Origin of the sequence: Sphingomonas sp. HITSZ_GF, assembly GCF_029543155.1 — a bacterium.
Taxonomy (GTDB): Bacteria; Pseudomonadota; Alphaproteobacteria; order Sphingomonadales; family Sphingomonadaceae; genus Sphingomonas.
On record NZ_JARQXA010000003.1, the window covers coordinates 380,267 to 397,777 of the forward strand.

A 17,511-nucleotide genomic window follows, 5' to 3' on the forward strand; every position below is an offset into this window, starting at 1 on the left:
GCGATGCTGATTCCCGACCTGGTCCTGATCGTCGCGGTGCTCGCGCTGGCCGCGTGGCGGCTGTGCGCGCCGTCCTGGCGGCCTCGGCTTCGGATCGCCGCGATCGGATTCGCCTTTCTGCTAGCCGCCGGCCAATGGGCGGTTTGCGGCTTCACCTGGCAGGACCTGCCTGCCTATCTGCTTCTTGCGCTGAGTGCCCTCCCGCCGATCCACACCGGCGCGCCGCTGCGGTGGATCGGCCGCCTGAGCCTGGTCGCGCTCGCTGCCGTTTGCGTCGGCGTATGGATCCTCCCCGCCGTCCCCACGCTGCCGCAGCCCGATGGCCGCTACGCCGTCGGCACGCGGATCTATCGCTGGACCGATGCCTCGCGAGACGAGCCGCACACCGCGGACCCTGCCGACCGTCGCAGCGTCATCGCCCAGGCATGGTATCCGGTCGAGCACGGCGCGCCGTCGGGCGGCGCCCGGCTGGCCTATATCGACGGGATCGGCCGCCTGCCCGACAGCGTCAGCGGCGTCCCATCCTTCCTGATGCGCCGCTACGGCCAGATCGATACGCACGCCACGCCGCTGGCGCCGCTCGCCCGTAGCGACCGGGCCTGGCCAGTGGTGCTCTTCTCGCCCGGCTATGGCGCTCCGCGCGCGGCCTATACCGGCCTGGCGACCCAGCTCGCCAGCCGCGGCTTCGTCGTCTTCGTGCTCGACCATCCCTATGAAGCAGCCGTGACCGAGCTACCGAACGGCCAGGTTGTCGGCACCCGCGAGCTGCTGCTGCCCGGCGAGCGCGACCATCTCGGATACATGGCCCGCGAACAGGTCCGCAGGACCGCCGATATGCGCTTCGTCATCGATCAGCTCGCGCGCCCCGGCGCGCTGCCGCCGCGGCTGCGCAGCCGGATCGACACCACAAGGGTTGCGGTGATCGGCCATTCCTTCGGCGGTGCCGCGGCGATCGCGGCGGCGAGCGCAGATCCGCGCATCGTAGCCGCCGCCAATATCGACGGCACGCCCTATGGCGATCTGCCCGATCGCAAGCGCACCCGGCCCCTGCTGCTGATCCAGAGCGACTATGCCGAAACCCACCACAGCGCCTTCTTCCTGAACGGCAACGCCAAGCTGCTCGCCGACCCGGCGGCGCCCGGCTTCCGCTTCGAGATCGGGCGCGCCAACCATTACAGCTTCACCGATGCGCCCTTCTTCTTCGCACCGCCGGGCCGCTGGCTGCTCGCCCAGGCGATGGGCGGCGAACGCGGGCCGGGCGAAACCCAACGGGTGACCGCCGATATCCTGGCCGCCTTCCTTGCCGGGCCGCTCACGGGCGTGCCCGGAGACCCCGCCGCGGCGGCTTCGCGCTATCCCGGCGTGACCGGCGGCGCGGTGAAGAAAGGGCTGCCGGCCGCGAAGCCCTCCTAGCGAAGCTGCCGCTTCTCCAGCTTCCGGGCGAGGGTGCGCCGATGCATCCCCAGCCGCCGCGCAGTCTCGGAGATATTGAAGTCGGTCTCCACCAGCGTCTGGTGGATATGCTCCCATTCCACCGTCTTGATCGACGAGGGCCGGCTGGCGAGCGGCGCATCGGGATCGCCTGCCTCGCGCCCGAACGCGGCTTCGATGTCGTCGGTGTTCGAAGGCTTGGCGAGATAATAGGAGGCGCCGAGCTTGATCGCCTCCACGGCAGTGGCGATGCTGGCGAAGCCGGTGAGCACGACGATCTTCATCGCCGCATCGGCCGCCCGCAGCGTCTGCACGCAGACCAGCCCCGATGCACCGCCCAGCTTGAGGTCGACCACCGCGAAGCCGGGATGGAAGCGCTCCATCAGCACGGTCAGGTCCTCATGGCTCGCCGCCACCTCGACCATATAGCCGCGCCGCTCGAACGAACGGCGCAGCGTCCGGGCGAAGGACTCGTCATCCTCGACGATCAGCAGCTTCCGGGGGCTGGTCATGCCTGCTCCTCTCCCTCGCGGGCGATCGCGTCAAGCGGCAGGCGGATGCGGACGATCGCGCCGCCGCCGGGCAGGTTCTCCGCGCTGGCGGTGCCGCCCAGCGTCCGCAGCACGTTGACCAGCAGGAAAAGCCCCAGCCCGCCCCCGGGCTTGCCCTTGGTCGAGCGATAGGGCTGGCCGAAGCCTTCGAGCATGCCCGCCGCGAAGCCGGGGCCGCGATCGGCAACTTCGATCACCAGGTCGTCGCCGTCGCGCAGCGACGTGATACCGATCCAGCCGGGCGAGACTTCGGCGGCATTGTCGATCACGTTGCTCAGCACCTGGCGCAGCGCCGGATCGGAGACGATCGCCACGTCGGCGCCGAAATCATCCTCATAGTCCAACGTGCCGGTCAGCCGGCTGCCGCGCCAGTCCGCCACCAGAGCGTCGAGGAAGCCGCGCACCGTGGTGAATTCGGAGGCGATGCCGCGCGCCTCGCCGGCGGAGAGCAGGATGCCGCTGACGATCGTCTTGCAGCGCGCCACCTCGGCCTGCATGTCGGCGATGTCCTGCGCCATGTCCCTGTCGGCGGCCAGGCGCGGCATGCGCTGCCAGTCGCCCAGGATCACCGAGAGCGAGGAGAGCGGCGTGCCCAGCTCGTGCGCCGCGCCCGAGGCGAGCAGGCCCATGCGGACGATATGGTCCTCCTCGGCCGCGCGCTGGCGCACCTCCGCCAGCGCGGCGTCGCCGTCGCGCAGGTTGCGGGCGATGCGCGTGATCATCGTGACCAGCAGCACCGCGATCAGCACCAGGCAGATCAGGCTGCCGCCCAGATAGAGGCGGAAGGGATCATTGAGCCCGGGCGGCAGGTCGAGCGGCACCGGGCTGATCGCAATGGCGAACAGCGCCGCCCCCACCGCGCCGACGATCGCCCAGCTAGACCAGGGCTGGAGCAGCATCGCCCCGGTGACGACCTGGAGCAGGAACAACGAGGCAAAGGGATTGGCGAGCCCGCCGGTGAAGTGGAGCTGCCAGGCGAGCGCGGCCACGTCGACCAGCATCGCCACGGTCAGCTCCCAGTTGGTGATCGCCGCGCGCCGGTCGAGCAGCGGATAGGTGCCCAGGTTGATCCCGGCCAGCACCAGCGGCGCCATGAACAGCGGGACGAGCGGCAGGTGCACGCCCATCACGAAATGGACGAAGCCGATCGTGGCGAGCTGGCCGCCCACGGCGATCCAGCGCAGCTGCACGAGCAGCCACATGTTGCGGCGGCCGGGGTCGGTATCCTCCAGCCCCCCGCCGGGGATCACGCGGCCGCTCCCCGCCTCCGGGTGACGAACCAGGCGGCCCAGAGGGCCATCGCCATCAGCCCGAACCAGGTGAGCGCATAGACCAGGTGATTGTCGGGGAAGCGGACCACGGTCAGCCCGCCCACCGGATAGCCGCCGGGGTTCGGCGTGGCGTCCGCGTCGATGAAGTACGGGGCGGTGTTGTTGAGCCCATGGGCTGCCGCGATAGCCGCGACGTCGCGCGAATACCAGCGCTCGCCCTTCGGATCGTTGTCGCGCAGGAACCCGCCCTTGGGCTCGGTGATGCGCAACAGGCCGGTGACCTGGGTCTGGTCGGGCCCGGCGGGAACCTTGTTGCGCATGCTGTCGGGGATGAAGCCGCGGTTGATCAACACGGTGAAGTCGCGCGTCTGCAGCGGGGTCATCACCCAATAGCCCGATCCGCGATCGGTGACTGCCTTCACCAGCGTGGCGCGGTCGTTCCGGAAATGGCCGATGGCGGTGACGCGGCGATAGGCGTCGGCATTTGCGGTGATGCCGCTCCAGGCACCGGGCCCGGGTGCAGCCACCGGCGCGGCGTGGATGCGGGCATCCACCGCCGCGATCAGCTGGTGCTTCCACACCCGGCGTTCGAGCTGCCAGGTGCCGAGCGCCGCCAGCAGCACGGCGCAGACGATCATCGCCGCGGCGAAGATCCAGCGCCCGCGCGACCGGCGGCCCTCAGTCACTGCAGGTGCCTCACGGCAGCTGGCTCGGGTCGTGCAGCGGCATCATGTTCGCGTTGAGGTGGTACATCACCCACAGCGAGCCCGAGAGCATGATGACCACGACGATGATCGTGAACAGCAGCGCGGTCATCGTCCAGCCACCCTCTGCGCTCGGCTTGAGGTGGAGGAAGTAGATCATGTGGACCACGATCTGGACGACCGCGAACGCCATGATCGCCGCGGCGGTGGCGCCGTCGGAGAAGGGCCGCGCCATCACCAGGTAGAAGGGGATGGCGGTCAGGATCACCGAGAGCACGAAGCCGATGACGTAATCGCGCATCGAGCCGTGCGGCACCTCGACTTCGTGGTGCCCGTGAGCATGCGCGTCGTGCGCGTGCGGATCGTGGCTCATCGCAGCATTCCCATCAGATAGACAAAGGTGAAGACGCCGATCCAGATGACGTCGAGGAAGTGCCAGAACAGGCTCAGGCAGGCCAGGCGGCGCTTGTTGGCGGCGGTCAGGCCGAAGCGGCTAACCTGCACCATCAGCGTCACCAGCCAGATCGAGCCGAAGGTCACGTGCAGCCCGTGCGTGCCGACCAGCGTGAAGAAGCTCGACAGGAAGGCGCTGCGCCACGGGCCGGCGCCCTCGTGGATCAGGTGGTTGAACTCATAGAGCTCGATGCCCAGGAACGCGCCGCCGAACACCAGGGTGATCGCCAGCCAGATCAGCGTCTGCGCCTTGTTCTCGCGCTGGATCGCCAGCATCGCGAAGCCATAGGTGATCGACGAGAACAGCAGCATCGCCGTGTTCAGCGCCACCAGCGGCAGGTCGAACAGCTCCTTCGGGCCGGGGCCGGCCGCGAAGTTGCCGCCGAGCACCGCATAGGTGGCGAACAGGATCGCGAAGATGAGGCAGTCGCTCATCAGGTAGATCCAGAAGCCCAGCATCGTGCTGTAGCCCTCCGGGTGTGGATGCTCGTCGAAGTCGTAGAAGCGGACGGGTTCGTCCGAAGCGGGAAGCGTGGTGGTGCTCATCGATCAGGCTCCGGCGGCGAGCTGGCGCGTGCGCGCCGCCTCGGTCTCGGCCACGACTTCGGCGGGGATGTCGAAGTCGCGGTTGTAGTTGAAGGTATGGAAGATCGCGCCGCCGACCAGGGCGACGAAGCTCACCGCGACCAGCCACCAGATGTGCCAGATCAGCGCGAAGCCGATCAGGGTGCTGATGCCGGCCAGGATCACGCCCGCGCCGGTGCTGCGCGGCATGTGGATGTCCTTGAAGCCGGTGAGCGGACGCTCGGCGCCGCGCGACTTCATGTCATACCATGCGTCGAGGTCGTGGATGACGGGCGTGAAGGCGAAGTTGTACTCCGGCGGGGGCGAGCTGGTCGCCCATTCCAGGGTACGGCCGCCCCACGGGTCGCCGGTCACGTCCTTCAGCTCCTCGCGCTTCCAGATGCTCACCGCGAACTGGACCAGCATCGCGCCGATGCCGGCGGCGATCAGCGCCGCGCCGATGGCGGCGACGATGAAGAAGATCTGCAGGCTGGGATCGTCGAACACCCGCATGCGGCGCGTCACGCCCATCAGGCCCATGATGTAGAGCGGCATGAAGGCAAGCCAGAAGCCCACCACCCAGCACCAGAAGCTCACCTTGCCCCAGAAGACGTTGAGCTTGAAGCCGAAGGCCTTGGGCCACCAGAAGTTGATCGCCGCGAACAGGCCGAACAGCACGCCGCCGATGATCACGTTGTGGAAGTGCGCGATCAGGAACAGCGAGTTGTGCAGCACGAAGTCCGCCGGCGGCACCGCGAGCAGCACGCCGGTCATGCCGCCGACCACGAAGGTGAGCATGAACGCGACCGTCCACATCATCGGCAGCTCGAAGCGGATGCGGCCGCGATACATGGTGAACAGCCAGTTGAAGAGCTTGGCGCCCGTCGGGATCGAGATCACCATGGTGGTGATGCCGAAGAAGCTGTTCACGCTCGCGCCCGAGCCCATGGTGAAGAAGTGGTGCAGCCAGACGAGGTACGACAGGATCGTGATGACGATCGTGGCGTAAACCATCGACGAATAGCCGAACAGCTTCTTGCCCGAGAAGGTCGAGGTGACTTCGGAGAAGACGCCGAACAGCGGCAGGATCAGGATGTACACCTCCGGGTGGCCCCAGATCCAGATCAGGTTCACGTACATCATGGCGCTGCCGCCGAAGTCGTTCGTGAAGAAGTTGGTGTGGGCGTAGCGGTCGAGGCCGAGCAGCGCGAGCACCGCGGTCAGCACCGGGAAGGACGCGACGATCAGCACGTTGGTGCAGAGCGAGGTCCAGGTGAACACCGGCATCTTCATCAGCGACATGCCCGGCGCGCGCAGCTTCAGGATCGTCACGATCAGGTTGATGCCCGATAATGTCGTGCCGACGCCCGCTACCTGCAGCGCCCAGATATAGTAATCGACGCCGACGCCGGGGCTGTACGCCAGGCCCGAGAGCGGCGGATAGGCCAGCCAGCCGGTCTGCGCGAACTCGCCGACGAACAGCGAGGCCATCACCAGCACGGCGCCGCCGGTGGTCATCCAGAAGCTGAAATTGTTCAGGAACGGGAACGACACGTCGCGGGCGCCGATCTGCAGCGGCACGATGTAGTTCATCAGGCCGGTGACGAACGGCATCGCCACGAAGAAGATCATGATCACGCCATGGGCGGTGAACACCTGGTCATAGTGATGCGCGTTCAGATAGCCTTCGTTGCCGTTGAACGCGATCGCCTGCTGGCCACGCATCATGATCGCGTCGGCGAAACCGCGCAGGAACATCACCAGGCCCAGCACCATGTACATGATGCCGATCTTCTTGTGATCGACGCTGGTGAACCACTCCTTCCAGAGATAGCCCCAGAGCTTGAAATAGGTCAGCGCGGCGACAAGGGCGATGCCGCCCAGGGCGACGCCGGCGAAGGTCGCGACGACGATCGGCTCATGGAGCGGCAGCGCGTCGAGCGACAGCTTGCCCAGGATCGGGCTGACGGGTGCGGGTTGCGGGATCATGGCTGCTTTCGCGATCAGGAAAGAGGGCGCGGCCGGGTTTCGGACGCGACACTGGGAGCAACGGGGCTGGGAGCGGTCGGGGTCGGCTTGGCCGAGGGCATGACGAGGCCCGCGCCGGTGAGCGGCGCAAGCTTGCCCGGCTTGGGCTGCATGCGCGCCGCCATCGGCTTGTCCTCGTCGCAGATCTCGCCGACGAAGCTCTTGCCGTCATGCATGTGCGTGCCGCGCGCGCCCGTCTTGTCATAGGCGATCTGGCGGACGTTGTAGAGGCCGGCCTTGCCCATGCCGCCCTGCGCATCGAGCGCCATCATCTGGTGCATGCACATCTTGCCGGGCTCGACGCACATGTTGGTCACGCGGTCGAACAGCCCGCTTTCCACCGCGGCATAGCGGCGAACCGGCTCGCCCTCGGTCGGGCGCTCGAGCTGGAGATAGGTGGCGCGGTCCATGGTGCCGCCCGCCTTCTTGGCCTCGGCGACCCAGGCGTCGAAGCCGGCCTGGTCCACGCTGTGCGCCTTGAAGCGCATCTTCGAGAAACCATGCCCGCTATAGTTGGCCGAGAAGCCCTGGAACACGCCGGCCTTGTCGAACACGGCGTTGAGCGGCGTCTCCATGCCCGGCATCGCATAGATCTGCCCGGCGAGCGCGGGGATGTAGAACGAGTTCATCACCGACGAGGCCGAGATGCGGAAATGCACCGGGCGGCCGATCGGGGCAGCCATCTCGTTCACCGTGGCGATGCCCTGCTCGGGATAGATGAACAGCCACTTCCAGTCGAGCGCGACGACCTGAACCTCGAGCGGCTTGACGTTCGCCGCGATCGGCTTGCCCTCGCCGGTCCGCGCCAGTGGACGATACGGATCGAGCAGGTGAGTCGCGACCCAGGTCAGCGCGCCCAGGCAGATGATGATCATCAGCGGGGCCGACCAGATCACCAGCTCCAGGCTGGTCGAATGGTCCCAATCCGGCGCGTAGGTCGCTTCCTTGTTCGACTCGCGATAGCGCCAGGCGAAGAAGATGGTCAGCGCCATCACGGGGATGATGATCAGCAGCATCAGGATGGTCGAGGCGACCACCAGATTGCCCTGCTGGCGCGCCACGTCGCCGGCCGGATCGAGCACGATCATGTTGCACCCGCAAAGTGCCGCCAGCGCCGGCAATGCCAGCACGGCACGGAGGCGCGCGGAGAGGAGTTTGGGTCTAGGCATGGCGGGCGCCTAGGCGTCGATTGTTGCAGCGCACATAGGACATTTTGTCCAATCCCCGCGTTGTCTGCTATGACGCAAGAGCGCCCGCGCTGGGCTATCCCCAGCCCTTCATGACGTTATGAAACGCGCTCGCGCGGCGCGTGTTGCAGAAAGTTCCAATTCGATGAGCGGCGATACCGTCCCCACCCTTGAAGCCGAACGGGATGCACGCGTCCTCAATTCCGCGCATGGCCATGGCATCCATCCGGGCGAGATCGCGATCGGCGTCATCATCGGCCGCACCTCCGAGTTCTTCGACTTCTTCGTATATGCGATCGCGTCGGTCCTCGTCTTCCCCAAGCTGTTCTTCCCCTTCGCCGATCCGCTGCAGGGCACGCTCTGGTCGTTCGCGATCTTCGCGCTGGCCTTCATCGCCCGCCCGTTCGGCACGCTGATCTTCACCGCCGTCGACCGCGCCTATGGCCGCGGCGCCAAGCTGACGATCGCGCTGTTCCTGCTCGGCGGCTCGACTGCGGCGATCGCCTTCCTGCCCGGCTATGACGATATCGGCCTGTCGGCGGCGGCGCTGCTCTGCCTGTTCCGCATGGGCCAGGGCGTCGCGCTCGGCGGCTCGTGGGACGGCCTCGCCTCGCTGCTCGCGATGAACGCACCCGCCAACAAGCGCGGCTGGTATGCGATGATCCCGCAGCTCGGGGCGCCGCTCGGCCTGATCGTGGCCAGCCTGCTCTTCGCCTTCTTCGTCACCGAGCTGCCGGCCGAGGACTTCCTCGCCTGGGGCTGGCGCTATCCCTTCTTTGTCGCCTTCGCGATCAACGTGGTGGCGCTGTTCGCCCGCCTGCGCATCGTGGTGACGCCCGAATATGCCCGTCTCTTCGAAGACCGCGAGCTCCAGCCCGCGCCGATCGCCGAGACGCTCAAGGCTGACTGGCGGATCGTGATCATGGGCGCCCTCGCCCCGCTCGCCAGCTTCGCCATGTTCCACATGGTCACCGTGTTCCCGCTCTCCTGGGTGTTCCTCTACACCAGCAACAGCCCCACCGGCTTCCTGGTGATCGAGGCGTTCGCGGCGATGGTCGGTACCGTCGCGATCATCTTCTCGGGCGTCCTGGCAGACCGCGTCGGCCGCCGTACCCTGCTCGGCAGCTCGGCCGTCGCGATCGCGGTGTTCAGCGGCTTCGCACCCCAGCTCCTCGCCGCCGGCGAAGTGGGCGAGATCGTGTTCATGTTCTTCGGCTTCGCGCTGCTCGGCATCTCGTTCGGCCAGTCGTCGGGCGCGCTCTCGGCGCTGTTCACCAAGTCGCACCGCTACACCGGCTCGTCGCTGACCTCGGACCTGGCCTGGCTGTTCGGCGCGGCCTTCGCCCCGCTGATCGCGCTCTGGCTCGGCAGCAGCTTCGGCCTGCTCGCCGCCGGCGCCTATCTCCTCTCGGGCGCGGCGATCACGCTGGTCGCCTTGTGGTTCAACCGCGAGCTCGCCAAGACGATCGACTGATCTTCAGATCGGCGGACAAGCAAAGAGCCGGCGCCCCGCACGGGTCGCCGGCTCTTTTCGTTTCCGGCCTCCGGCATGCGCCGCAAGGCCCGCCCTCAGCAGGTGGCTTCGCGCGTCGTTTCGCTCTGCTGCGCGGCGCCTGCTGGCGTTGCGTTCGCATCGACCGCGGCCACCATCGCCGCGCTCGCGACATAGTTGCTGCCGGCGATGCGGCTGGCGGCGCTGCTGACCACGCCGGAATCGCGGGCGACGCGCAGTACGCGGCCAAGACCCAGGCCCTTCTTCTTTTTCTTCGGCTTGCACTCCGCCGCCGCTGCGCCGGAATCGGCGCCGGCCTCCTGGCTGGTTTGCGAGGCTTGCGGCATCCCTGCCTGGGCCGGCAGGGCGAGCAGCAATGCGGCGCCGGATGCAGCCGCGACGAACTTCTTCATCACATGGTCCTCCTTGAACAAGGCGGCCGCGCGTCGAATCGGCGAGGAGCGAAACACGCAGCACCGCGCCCGCCCAGGGTGGCGGCGGGCGCGGGTCAGGCGAAGATTTCTGCGACCAACAGCGCCTGGGTGCGACGAAGCCGCACCCCAGGGCGCGTTCAGAGCTCCGGCAGGCCGTATCCCTCGGCATCGAGGATCGCCCGACCGGCGGCGAGCGTCGCGTCGGACCAGCGGTTGAATGCGTCCATGAACGCCTCGCCAGCCGCGTCGGCGATCTCCAGATGTTCGGCGATCTCCTCGCGCCCGCCTTCCATCCGCGGCACGTTGCGCGAGAGCAGGAACACCGCCTGCTCGCGGAGCGCGGGCATCGCATTGTACACCGCCACGTCGAGCACGGTGACGTGCATGAACGAATATTGCGCATGCAGCACCGCGGTCATCGGGCGCTTGCGATCGGTGATGATCGGGCTGGTGTAGCGCGCCGCGGGATCGTTCCCCACGATCCGGCTCGCGCTCATGATCTGCACGCCCAGCGCGCGCAGCTTGTGGTGTGCCATCTCGTGGACGATCGCCTGCGCGGTGCCGAAGGGATGGTCGGCAGTCAGCATGATCGTGCCGAACTCGTCGCCCTCCGAATGGCTAGACGAGCCCGGGATCGCGCGCGCATTTTCGGGGATGCTGGTGTCGATCCAGGGCTGGATCTCGTCGAGCAGCGCGCCGGCCTGGGCCAGCGCCTCGGGCCAGGCGCCCAGGATGCGCTCGGCCTCGGCGAGATTGGTATGGTCGAGCGGCGCCGGCTGGTATTTGGGCCCGGGCAGCCCGCCCTCGGCACGGTGGCGCACCGCCACCCTCCCGCCGAACAGGCTCGGCGCGTCGCCCACCGGCCGGGGCCGCCAGCCGCTCAGCTCGAGGATCGCCTGCGTGTCATAGCCGTCGGCCTGCGGCCAGGCGGTGCGCGACCAGTCGATATCGAGTGCCAGTTCGGTGCTCATCATGCCGTCTCCCGCCGGCGCGCCATCCGCGCCGCTGCAAAGGGAAAGCCCAGGCCGCGCGCCGCGCCTTCGGGCATCGCCGATCCCTGGCGCTCGATCGTATGGCGCGCAGCCGTCCAGGGGGTGGTGCGGATCGCGCGGAACACCGGGGTCTTGATCTCGGCGATGCCGTGCAGCGCGGTCCAGGAGACCGGCCAGGACAGGATCTCGCGCAGCCAGTTGGCCGCCTCCTCGCGGCCATGCGCAGCGGCGGCGTCGAGCAGCGCCTGGCCTCGCGCCGTCGCTGCCGGGCAATCGAAGCCGCTCGGCCAGTGCTGCCCGATCGAGATGCCGATCGCCGCCAGCATCGGGTTGGATGCCCAATGCCCGGCGACGCCCAGCCCCCTGCCCTCGTCGAAGCGCCGCGCCTCGGGCTCCGCCTGCGCGAGCATCCAGAGCGGATCGACCAGCGGATCGGCCTCGCAGGCCGCCATCGGCGCCGGTGGCCCGCCATTGCCGATCCGGACGATCAGCCGGCCGTGCCGTCCCGCCGCCACGGCGTGCGGCGTCTCGGGTGCCGGGCCCTGCGACTGGCAGGACACACCCCAGCCCGCGGCGAGCGCCGTCAGCCGGCGGAGCGAATTCGCCCGCACCACCAGCGTGCATCCCTCGCCCGAGGTGAGCATGCCCATGTCCTCGATCAGGTCGCGCACGGCGTTCAGTCGCGGCTCCCACAGCGCCCGCGCCGCCTCGCTCGACCAGGAGGAGCGGCAAAAGGGCGGCGGCGCCCAGGCGGGCTGCGCCTCGGTGCGCCCGATCATCGGGGTTTCCGCGTTCATATCTCCACCATCGCGCCGGCGGTCCATTGGCGCACCACCGCCGCCTCGCGTTCCTTGCGGCCGGGATGGATCGAAAGCGGTACCTGGCCCGCCCGGATCAGGTCGCGCTCGAGTACCGCGAACAGGTATTTCCAGATGCCGCAATGCTCGCTGCGGTTGCGCCAGTCGCCCTCGATCGCCGTGCCCGGGCATTGGCCGGTGCACATCAGGAAGAAGCGGCAGCCGCCGCAGCCGCCATCCGCCTCGGGCGTGTGGTACAGCGCCAGCCCGCGCTCGTTGCCGTGGCGGTCGGCGGGGAGGTAGTCGATGCCGTCCTTGTTGGTGCGGCCGCAATTGCTCGACTGGCCATTGCCCTCGATCCCGCGCACCGCCCGGGTGGCATAGGGATCGCACGCCCGCCAAACGCAGGAAGCGCGCTTCTCGTCGCCGAGCAGCAGCGCCTTCATTTCCTCGACCACGTCGAAGCGCAGCCCCTTGAGCTCGCCCTGCAGCCGCGCGAAGCCGAGCAGCGCCTCGACATTCTCGCGCGCGCTCAGCACCAGCCCGCGCGCCGCGCTGTCATCCTCCACCTCGAGCACGTGCAGCCGCGCGCTGCGGATGCCCAGCGCGTCGAGCTCGCGCATCCAGGCGAACATCCGCGGCAGATGCTCGGCGCTGGCATTGCCGCGGTGGAGCGTCACGATCAGCCCCGGCGCCTGATATTCGCGCACCAGCCGGGCGATGTTCGCCTCGATCTTCGCGGTGGTGTCGCGCGTGCGGCTGCGCTTGCGGTCGACGCGCACGTCGTTGAGCGCACCCGGCCCGTCGATCGAGACACCCACGCTCACCTTGTAGCGGCGGAACAGCTCGATATGCGCGTCGGTGATCAGCGCGCCGTTGGTCTGGATGCTGTTGGCGCCGAACTTCTCCAGCCCATAGGCGAAGATCTCGTCCAGCTCCTCCATCCGCATCAGCAGCGGTTCGCCGCCGAACAGGGTGAAGGGCTGCGCCGCCCGGTCCAGCGCAGCCTTCATCTTCCCCATGTCGTACGCCTGGCGGAGATTGCCCGCGTCGCGCATCGGGTTCTGGTAGCAATAGGTGCACGCCAGGTTGCACGCCACGCCGAACGGCCGGAGCTCCACGCCCATCGGCGATCAGCCGCCCTTCTTGGTCGGCGTGCCCTGGGTATCGACATGCGGCGGCGCGAAGTCGATGTGCGGGATCGGCTGGGTGTCGACATGCGGCCCCGCCGGCGTGTCGATATGCGCCTTTGTGTCGCCGTGCGGCGGGATCACTGTGTCGCCGTGGCCGGTGCTCTTGTCGATGTGGAACAGCCCCATGTCGGTATCGGCATGGAAGCCCGCGTCCATATGGGGTCCGGCCGGCGTGTCGATATGCTGCGAGGCGTCGACATGCGGCGGGATCGCGGTGTCGACATGCGGCGAACTGCCCGAATCCACATGCGGCGGCGTGATGTCGACGTGAGGAGCATTGGTCATGGTCTTGCCTCCGTTGGATGAATGAACGTCATGCCTGCACGTCGAGATGCGGGGTGGTGTCGCCGTGCGGCGGGATGATCGTGTCGGCATGCGGGGTGGTGATGTCGACATGCGGGGTCAGCGGCGTATCGACATGCGGGCCGGAGGGCGTGTCGACATGCGGCACCGTGTCGCCGTGCGGCGGCACGTTGGTGTCGCCGTGCCCGGTGCTCTTGTCGATGTGGAACAGCCCCATGTCGGTATCGGCGTGGAAGCCGACGTCCATGTGCACCGAAGGCGTGTCGAGGTGCGGCCCCGCCCCGTCGATATGCGGCGGGATCGCGGTGTCGCCATGCGCGATCGGGTTCTGGTCGACATGGCTCGAGCCGACATCGACATGCGGACCCGAGGGGGTGTCGATATGCGGCAGATGCGTGTCGACATGCGTGTCGAACACGCTGGCGATCGCGTCCGCCACGTCCTGCGCGGCATATTTGGCCCCGTCGAGCGCCTGCATCGCGATGTCGGAGGTGAAGTTCGCCGCCTTGAGCGCCGCCGCCGCGGCATCGGCGCCGTAGTTCAGCGTATCGTGCGCGATGCCGGCGATCTCGTCGGCGGTCTGCTGATAGACCCCGGCCAGCACCTGGCCGACCTTGGCCGCGTCCTGCTCGATGTTCGGGATGACGTTGTTCTTGATCCAGTTCACCCAGCGGCTCGGATCCAGGTTTTCCTTCAGCCAGTTGACGATCGCATCGACCACGTCCGATTCGATCTCGCTCGCCAGGTTGGAGAGCGACGCCTGGGTCACGTCGAGCGTCACCTGCCCGGTGCTGAAGCTGGTGCCCTCGAAGCTGAAGCTGCCCCCGAAGCTTGCGCTCGCGCCGCTGCCGGTGAATGCCACCGCGACGTTGCCGCCCACCATGATGTCGATCGGCAGGCTGCCGAGGATTCCCAGGTCGACGGTCTTGTCGATGCCCACGCTGGCATTGCCCGCGGCGGTGAAGCCCGCCGAGGTGAGCGTCACGTTGATCGTGTAGGTATAGACCACTTCGCTCGAGCTGAGCGTGAAGTTCGCCCCGCTCGCCGAGATGTTGATCGTCACTCCCTGCGACAGGCCGAGCAACGTCGCCTGGGCGGTGGCGTTGGCGTGCGGCGCCACCCCGTTCTGCGTCCAGGTCGAGACCGAGAGCAGCGCGCCCTTGCTGGTGTCGCCCTGCGCGGTGATCGACAGCAGATTGGCGTTGAGGAACACGATCGGCGAGAGATTGGCGTTGATCGACAGCCCGGAGCTCGGCTGGATGTCGATGTCGAGCACGCCCTTCAGCCCGAACACGTCGAGTTCGCCCGACATCGCATAGCCCGCCTGGATCGGCGGCAGCGCGCCGATCTGGGTGGTCTGCGGCACGAACTTCACCTGGGCGTTCTTCTCCGCTCCCAGCGTGCCGTTCGCCCCGCCCTTGCTGATCGTGTAGTGCGTCTGCGTGGCGATGTCGGTCACCGCCCAGCTGCCCCAGCTCGCGCTGCCGAGGATCGAGACCGCACCAGCCACGTTCGACAGCGGATATCCTGCAGTGTTGAACGCCGCCGCCACCGCGGTCGCGTCGCGCGCGTCGAGCGAGGCCCCCAGCGTCGCCGGCAGGGTGAAGCTGTCCGTCCCGCGCAGCGCGATCTGCTTGAGGATGTCGCCAAAGCCCGGCGGCAGCGCGCTCAGCGCCACGCCCACGATCGGCCCCATCACCTGATCAAGCGTGATGTCGCTCACCGCGCCGGCGAACATGCTGTCCTCGGGCTGCGCGCTGTCGAAGAAGATAGCGATCGAGGAGTTGAAGTCCTGCACCTGGATCGTGCCGGCCACGCCGATGCTCGGGATGCCCTCGTCGTCGACGCCCAGCTCGATCGCCAGCCCGCCCAGCTGCACCACATCGGCGAAGTTGATCGTGTCCGACGTGCTGCCCGAGATGAACACGCCGTTGGGCTGGAAGGCCACGACGATGGTGAAGGTCACCTTGTCGCCCGCGATCGTCGTCGGGATCACGCCCTTCAGCCCCAGCGTCAGCGTGTCGCCCACCAGGCTGGCGAACAGCGCGCCGCTCATCGCCATGTTCGAATTGACGTTGCCGCTGATCGTCGCGGCGAAGGTGGTGCCGTTGTCGGGGTTCTCGGGCACCTGCAGGCTGGCGGCGATCGATCCCTCGAAATCGATCAGCTTGCACAGCCAGCCCAGCGCCGCGCTCTTCGACGGCGTCATCATCGCATAGAGGTTGAACCCGGCGACCAGCCCGCCGGTCCAGCCCGGCGAGGCGATGCTGCCGCCCTTGATCGCCGGATTGTCGAAGCCGCTCAGCGCCGGGAAGGCGAAGGTGGAATCGGCGATCGTGCCGAACACCAGCACGATCTCGTCGAGCGCGAAGGCATCGTCGATATATTTGAGTGCCGATAGGCCCGGCACGCCGGCGACCTGCTGCATCTCCAGCAGGATGCCGAAGGCGAAGCCCCAGCCTGCCGCGCCCTTCTGCACCACCAGCGAAGCGCTGCCGAGCGAGCCGATCTGCGTGCCGAAGGCGAAGTCGAACGCCTGGCCGTCCTGGGTGATCAGGATCGTCGAGTCGGTCAGGGTGAACTCGAAGTCGGGCGGCGGCACGCCGACGTCGTTGCACAGCGCCGCGATCAGCGCCGAGAGCGAGATCGACGGCACCTGGGCGAACATCCTGAACCCGCCCGGCACTGCATAGCTCAGGTCGAACTGGTTGTTCTGGTCGAGCACCAGCGTGCCCGAGACGCTGCCCGTCATGCTGCCGCTGCTGTTGCCCACCTGGATCGAGGCCGCGGTCACCGCCAGCCCGAAATCGCCGATCCCCAGCTGCCAGTCGGTCGAGAAGCCCGCCCCCAGGTCGAAAGTCCCCGCCGTCGGCTGCACCGCCAGGCTCAGGTCGGACACGGTGATCGCGGGCAGGCCGAAATCGCCGGCGAGATAGGTCACCAGGTCGGTCAGGTTGGGCTTGGCGCCGTTCGGGTCGAGCGACGCGGCAAAGGTGCCGTCGGGCAGCGTCGCGATCGCGTCGAGCGTGCAGACCGATCCGTTGGTGCCGATCTGCAGCGCACCCTCGATATAGCCCGAAGCCGCGCCGGAGGAATCGACATAGAGCGACGCGGCAACCCCGGTGAGCGCGAATTTCGAGCCCATCGTCCAGTTGCTCGTCGCGCTCAGGCTGAACCCGACCCCGGCGAGCGCCGGCGTGAGCGGCGCGATGTAGAAGTCGACTGCGTTGAGCTGGATCGCGTCGGCCAAGTCGTACACGGCCTTGGGCGGCATCAGCCCGTTCAGGTCGCCGCCCAGCGCATATTGCATCAGATCGGCGATGGTCACGCCCGATCCGTTCGGCGCTCCGGCCTGCAGGTCCACCAGCGCGCCGCCGTTGAAGATCAGCGCGGCCGGCAGGGTCGCCGGGCTGCCGTTGACCGTGATCCCCACCGACGTCGCCGCCGCGATCGCACCGGTCGCGCCATAGTCGGTGTTGCCCGGCGCCGCTGCGGGAGCCGCAGTCGAGAGCAGCTCGATCGAGATGCCGAGATCGGTGAGCGGCCCCAGCGAGAATTTGCTCGTCACCGGCGCGGTGAGCGTGAACACCGGCGCGCCGAAGGTGAAGGTGATCGGCCCGGCGAAATCGAGGCTGGCCGAGGTGCCGACGAACTTGGCCGCCTGTTCGAGCGGCCCGCCGATGCCCACCGATCCCATGAAGTTCAGCCCGGCGGGATGCTGGTTGTCCGAGATGGTGCGCAGGATCAGCTGCGCGCCCGCGGCAACGCTGAGGTCGGCGAGCAGGCTGCCGGAAAGCGCCGGGAAGCCGGTGCCGAACGTCCAGCTGCTGTCTCCAGTGCCGGTGGCGACCAGCAGCACGTCGCTGTCGCCCGAAGGGGTGAACACCGCGGTCACGTTCATGCCCGCGAACACGCCCTGCCCGGTGCCGGTAACGGTCGAGCCGTCGTCTGAGAGCGTGCCGGTGATCACCAGCGTGCTGCCGGGCAGCGACTTGTCGAAAACGGCCTTGAGCGTGCCCGATCCGAACAGCGTGTCGGGGGCGGTGAAGACGTTGCCGGCGAAGCAGGCCTGCAGGGCGGTCTTGATGTCCTGGGGGGTCATTTCAGCCTC

15 protein-coding genes are annotated in these 17,511 nt (G+C 68.0%); 2 read left to right on the forward strand and 13 right to left on the reverse strand.

Features of this window, described 5'->3' with window-relative positions; all coding sequences use genetic code 11:
• The first annotated feature begins 3 nt into the window (after positions 1–3).
• Positions 4–1,413: a hypothetical protein gene (locus P6144_RS10710; RefSeq protein WP_277767748.1), complete on the forward strand. Its 1,410-nt coding sequence runs from the start codon at positions 4–6 to the stop codon at positions 1,411–1,413.
• Here the strand turns inward: P6144_RS10710 and P6144_RS10715 are convergent.
• Genes P6144_RS10715 through cyoA form a run of 7 tightly spaced genes read right to left on the reverse strand, consistent with a single transcriptional unit; the run spans position 1,410 to position 8,171 of the window.
• Positions 1,410–1,943, reverse strand: coding sequence for a response regulator transcription factor (locus P6144_RS10715; protein WP_277767749.1), 534 nt, complete (start codon positions 1,941–1,943; stop codon positions 1,410–1,412). The genes P6144_RS10710 and P6144_RS10715 overlap by 4 nt on opposite strands.
• Positions 1,940–3,232 (reverse strand): ATP-binding protein, encoded by a 1,293-nt coding sequence (locus P6144_RS10720; protein WP_347275683.1) that lies wholly within the window; start codon positions 3,230–3,232, stop codon positions 1,940–1,942. The genes P6144_RS10715 and P6144_RS10720 overlap by 4 nt, the downstream gene beginning before the upstream one ends.
• Entirely contained in the window at positions 3,229–3,891 is a 663-nt protein-coding gene (locus P6144_RS10725; protein WP_277767958.1) for an SURF1 family protein, read from the reverse strand. The genes P6144_RS10720 and P6144_RS10725 overlap by 4 nt, the downstream gene beginning before the upstream one ends.
• A 58-nt stretch (positions 3,892–3,949) precedes the next feature.
• Positions 3,950–4,330: a cytochrome o ubiquinol oxidase subunit IV gene (gene cyoD / locus P6144_RS10730; RefSeq protein WP_277767750.1), complete on the reverse strand. Its 381-nt coding sequence runs from the start codon at positions 4,328–4,330 to the stop codon at positions 3,950–3,952.
• Positions 4,327–4,956, reverse strand: a complete 630-nt coding sequence (gene cyoC, locus P6144_RS10735; RefSeq protein WP_277767751.1) for a cytochrome o ubiquinol oxidase subunit III — start codon at positions 4,954–4,956, stop codon at positions 4,327–4,329. Before cyoC ends, cyoD begins: the two co-directional genes overlap by 4 nt.
• A gap of 3 nt (positions 4,957–4,959) precedes the next feature.
• Complete coding sequence (cyoB, locus tag P6144_RS10740) at positions 4,960–6,963, reverse strand: cytochrome o ubiquinol oxidase subunit I (protein WP_277767752.1); 2,004 nt, start codon at positions 6,961–6,963, stop codon at positions 4,960–4,962.
• A 14-nt stretch (positions 6,964–6,977) separates the two neighbouring features.
• A complete protein-coding gene (gene cyoA / locus P6144_RS10745; RefSeq protein ID WP_277767753.1) occupies positions 6,978–8,171 on the reverse strand; it encodes a ubiquinol oxidase subunit II in 1,194 nt (397 codons plus the stop codon).
• Between the two features lie 163 nt (positions 8,172–8,334).
• On the opposite strand from cyoA, the gene P6144_RS10750 reads away from it, so the two are divergent.
• Positions 8,335–9,663, forward strand: coding sequence for an MFS transporter (locus P6144_RS10750; protein WP_277767754.1), 1,329 nt, complete (start codon positions 8,335–8,337; stop codon positions 9,661–9,663).
• A gap of 95 nt (positions 9,664–9,758) precedes the next feature.
• Here P6144_RS10750 and P6144_RS10755 read toward each other — a convergent pair whose 3' ends face one another.
• The 6 genes from P6144_RS10755 to P6144_RS10780 form a co-directional block, all read right to left on the reverse strand.
• On the reverse strand, positions 9,759–10,094 hold the full coding sequence (locus tag P6144_RS10755) for a hypothetical protein (RefSeq protein ID WP_277767755.1): 336 nt from the start codon (positions 10,092–10,094) through the stop codon (positions 9,759–9,761).
• A 158-nt stretch (positions 10,095–10,252) separates the two neighbouring features.
• Complete coding sequence (locus P6144_RS10760; protein ID WP_277767756.1) at positions 10,253–11,089, reverse strand: HEXXH motif-containing putative peptide modification protein; 837 nt, start codon at positions 11,087–11,089, stop codon at positions 10,253–10,255.
• Complete coding sequence (locus P6144_RS10765) at positions 11,086–11,904, reverse strand: hypothetical protein (protein WP_277767757.1); 819 nt, start codon at positions 11,902–11,904, stop codon at positions 11,086–11,088. Before P6144_RS10765 ends, P6144_RS10760 begins: the two co-directional genes overlap by 4 nt.
• Positions 11,901–13,031 (reverse strand): radical SAM protein, encoded by a 1,131-nt coding sequence (locus P6144_RS10770; RefSeq protein WP_277767758.1) that lies wholly within the window; start codon positions 13,029–13,031, stop codon positions 11,901–11,903. The genes P6144_RS10765 and P6144_RS10770 overlap by 4 nt, the downstream gene beginning before the upstream one ends.
• A 6-nt stretch (positions 13,032–13,037) precedes the next feature.
• Positions 13,038–13,382 (reverse strand): hypothetical protein, encoded by a 345-nt coding sequence (locus P6144_RS10775; RefSeq protein WP_277767759.1) that lies wholly within the window; start codon positions 13,380–13,382, stop codon positions 13,038–13,040.
• A gap of 28 nt (positions 13,383–13,410) precedes the next feature.
• Positions 13,411–17,502 carry a hypothetical protein gene (locus tag P6144_RS10780; RefSeq protein WP_277767760.1) on the reverse strand — a complete coding sequence of 1,364 codons (4,092 nt, stop codon included), beginning with the start codon at positions 17,500–17,502 and terminating at the stop codon, positions 13,411–13,413.
• Positions 17,503–17,511: the final 9 nt, after the last annotated feature.

Bases quoted from the DNA above. Each gene is read 5' to 3' on its own strand.
- P6144_RS10710 (WP_277767748.1), top strand. From the start codon at position 4: ATGCTGATTCCCGACCTGGTCCTGATCGTCGCGGTGCTCGCGCTGGCC.
- P6144_RS10715 (WP_277767749.1), bottom strand. From the start codon at position 1,943: ATGACCAGCCCCCGGAAGCTGCTGATCGTCGAGGATGACGAGTCCTTC.
- P6144_RS10725 (WP_277767958.1), bottom strand. From the start codon at position 3,891: ATGATCGTCTGCGCCGTGCTGCTGGCGGCGCTCGGCACCTGGCAGCTC.
- cyoD (WP_277767750.1), bottom strand. From the start codon at position 4,330: ATGAGCCACGATCCGCACGCGCACGACGCGCATGCTCACGGGCACCAC.
- cyoC (WP_277767751.1), bottom strand. From the start codon at position 4,956: ATGAGCACCACCACGCTTCCCGCTTCGGACGAACCCGTCCGCTTCTAC.
- cyoB (WP_277767752.1), bottom strand. From the start codon at position 6,963: ATGATCCCGCAACCCGCACCCGTCAGCCCGATCCTGGGCAAGCTGTCG.
- cyoA (WP_277767753.1), bottom strand. From the start codon at position 8,171: ATGCCTAGACCCAAACTCCTCTCCGCGCGCCTCCGTGCCGTGCTGGCA.
- P6144_RS10750 (WP_277767754.1), top strand. From the start codon at position 8,335: ATGAGCGGCGATACCGTCCCCACCCTTGAAGCCGAACGGGATGCACGC.
- P6144_RS10755 (WP_277767755.1), bottom strand. From the start codon at position 10,094: ATGAAGAAGTTCGTCGCGGCTGCATCCGGCGCCGCATTGCTGCTCGCC.
- P6144_RS10760 (WP_277767756.1), bottom strand. From the start codon at position 11,089: ATGATGAGCACCGAACTGGCACTCGATATCGACTGGTCGCGCACCGCC.
- P6144_RS10765 (WP_277767757.1), bottom strand. From the start codon at position 11,904: ATGAACGCGGAAACCCCGATGATCGGGCGCACCGAGGCGCAGCCCGCC.
- P6144_RS10770 (WP_277767758.1), bottom strand. From the start codon at position 13,031: ATGGGCGTGGAGCTCCGGCCGTTCGGCGTGGCGTGCAACCTGGCGTGC.
- P6144_RS10775 (WP_277767759.1), bottom strand. From the start codon at position 13,382: ATGACCAATGCTCCTCACGTCGACATCACGCCGCCGCATGTGGATTCG.
- P6144_RS10780 (WP_277767760.1), bottom strand. From the start codon at position 17,502: ATGACCCCCCAGGACATCAAGACCGCCCTGCAGGCCTGCTTCGCCGGC.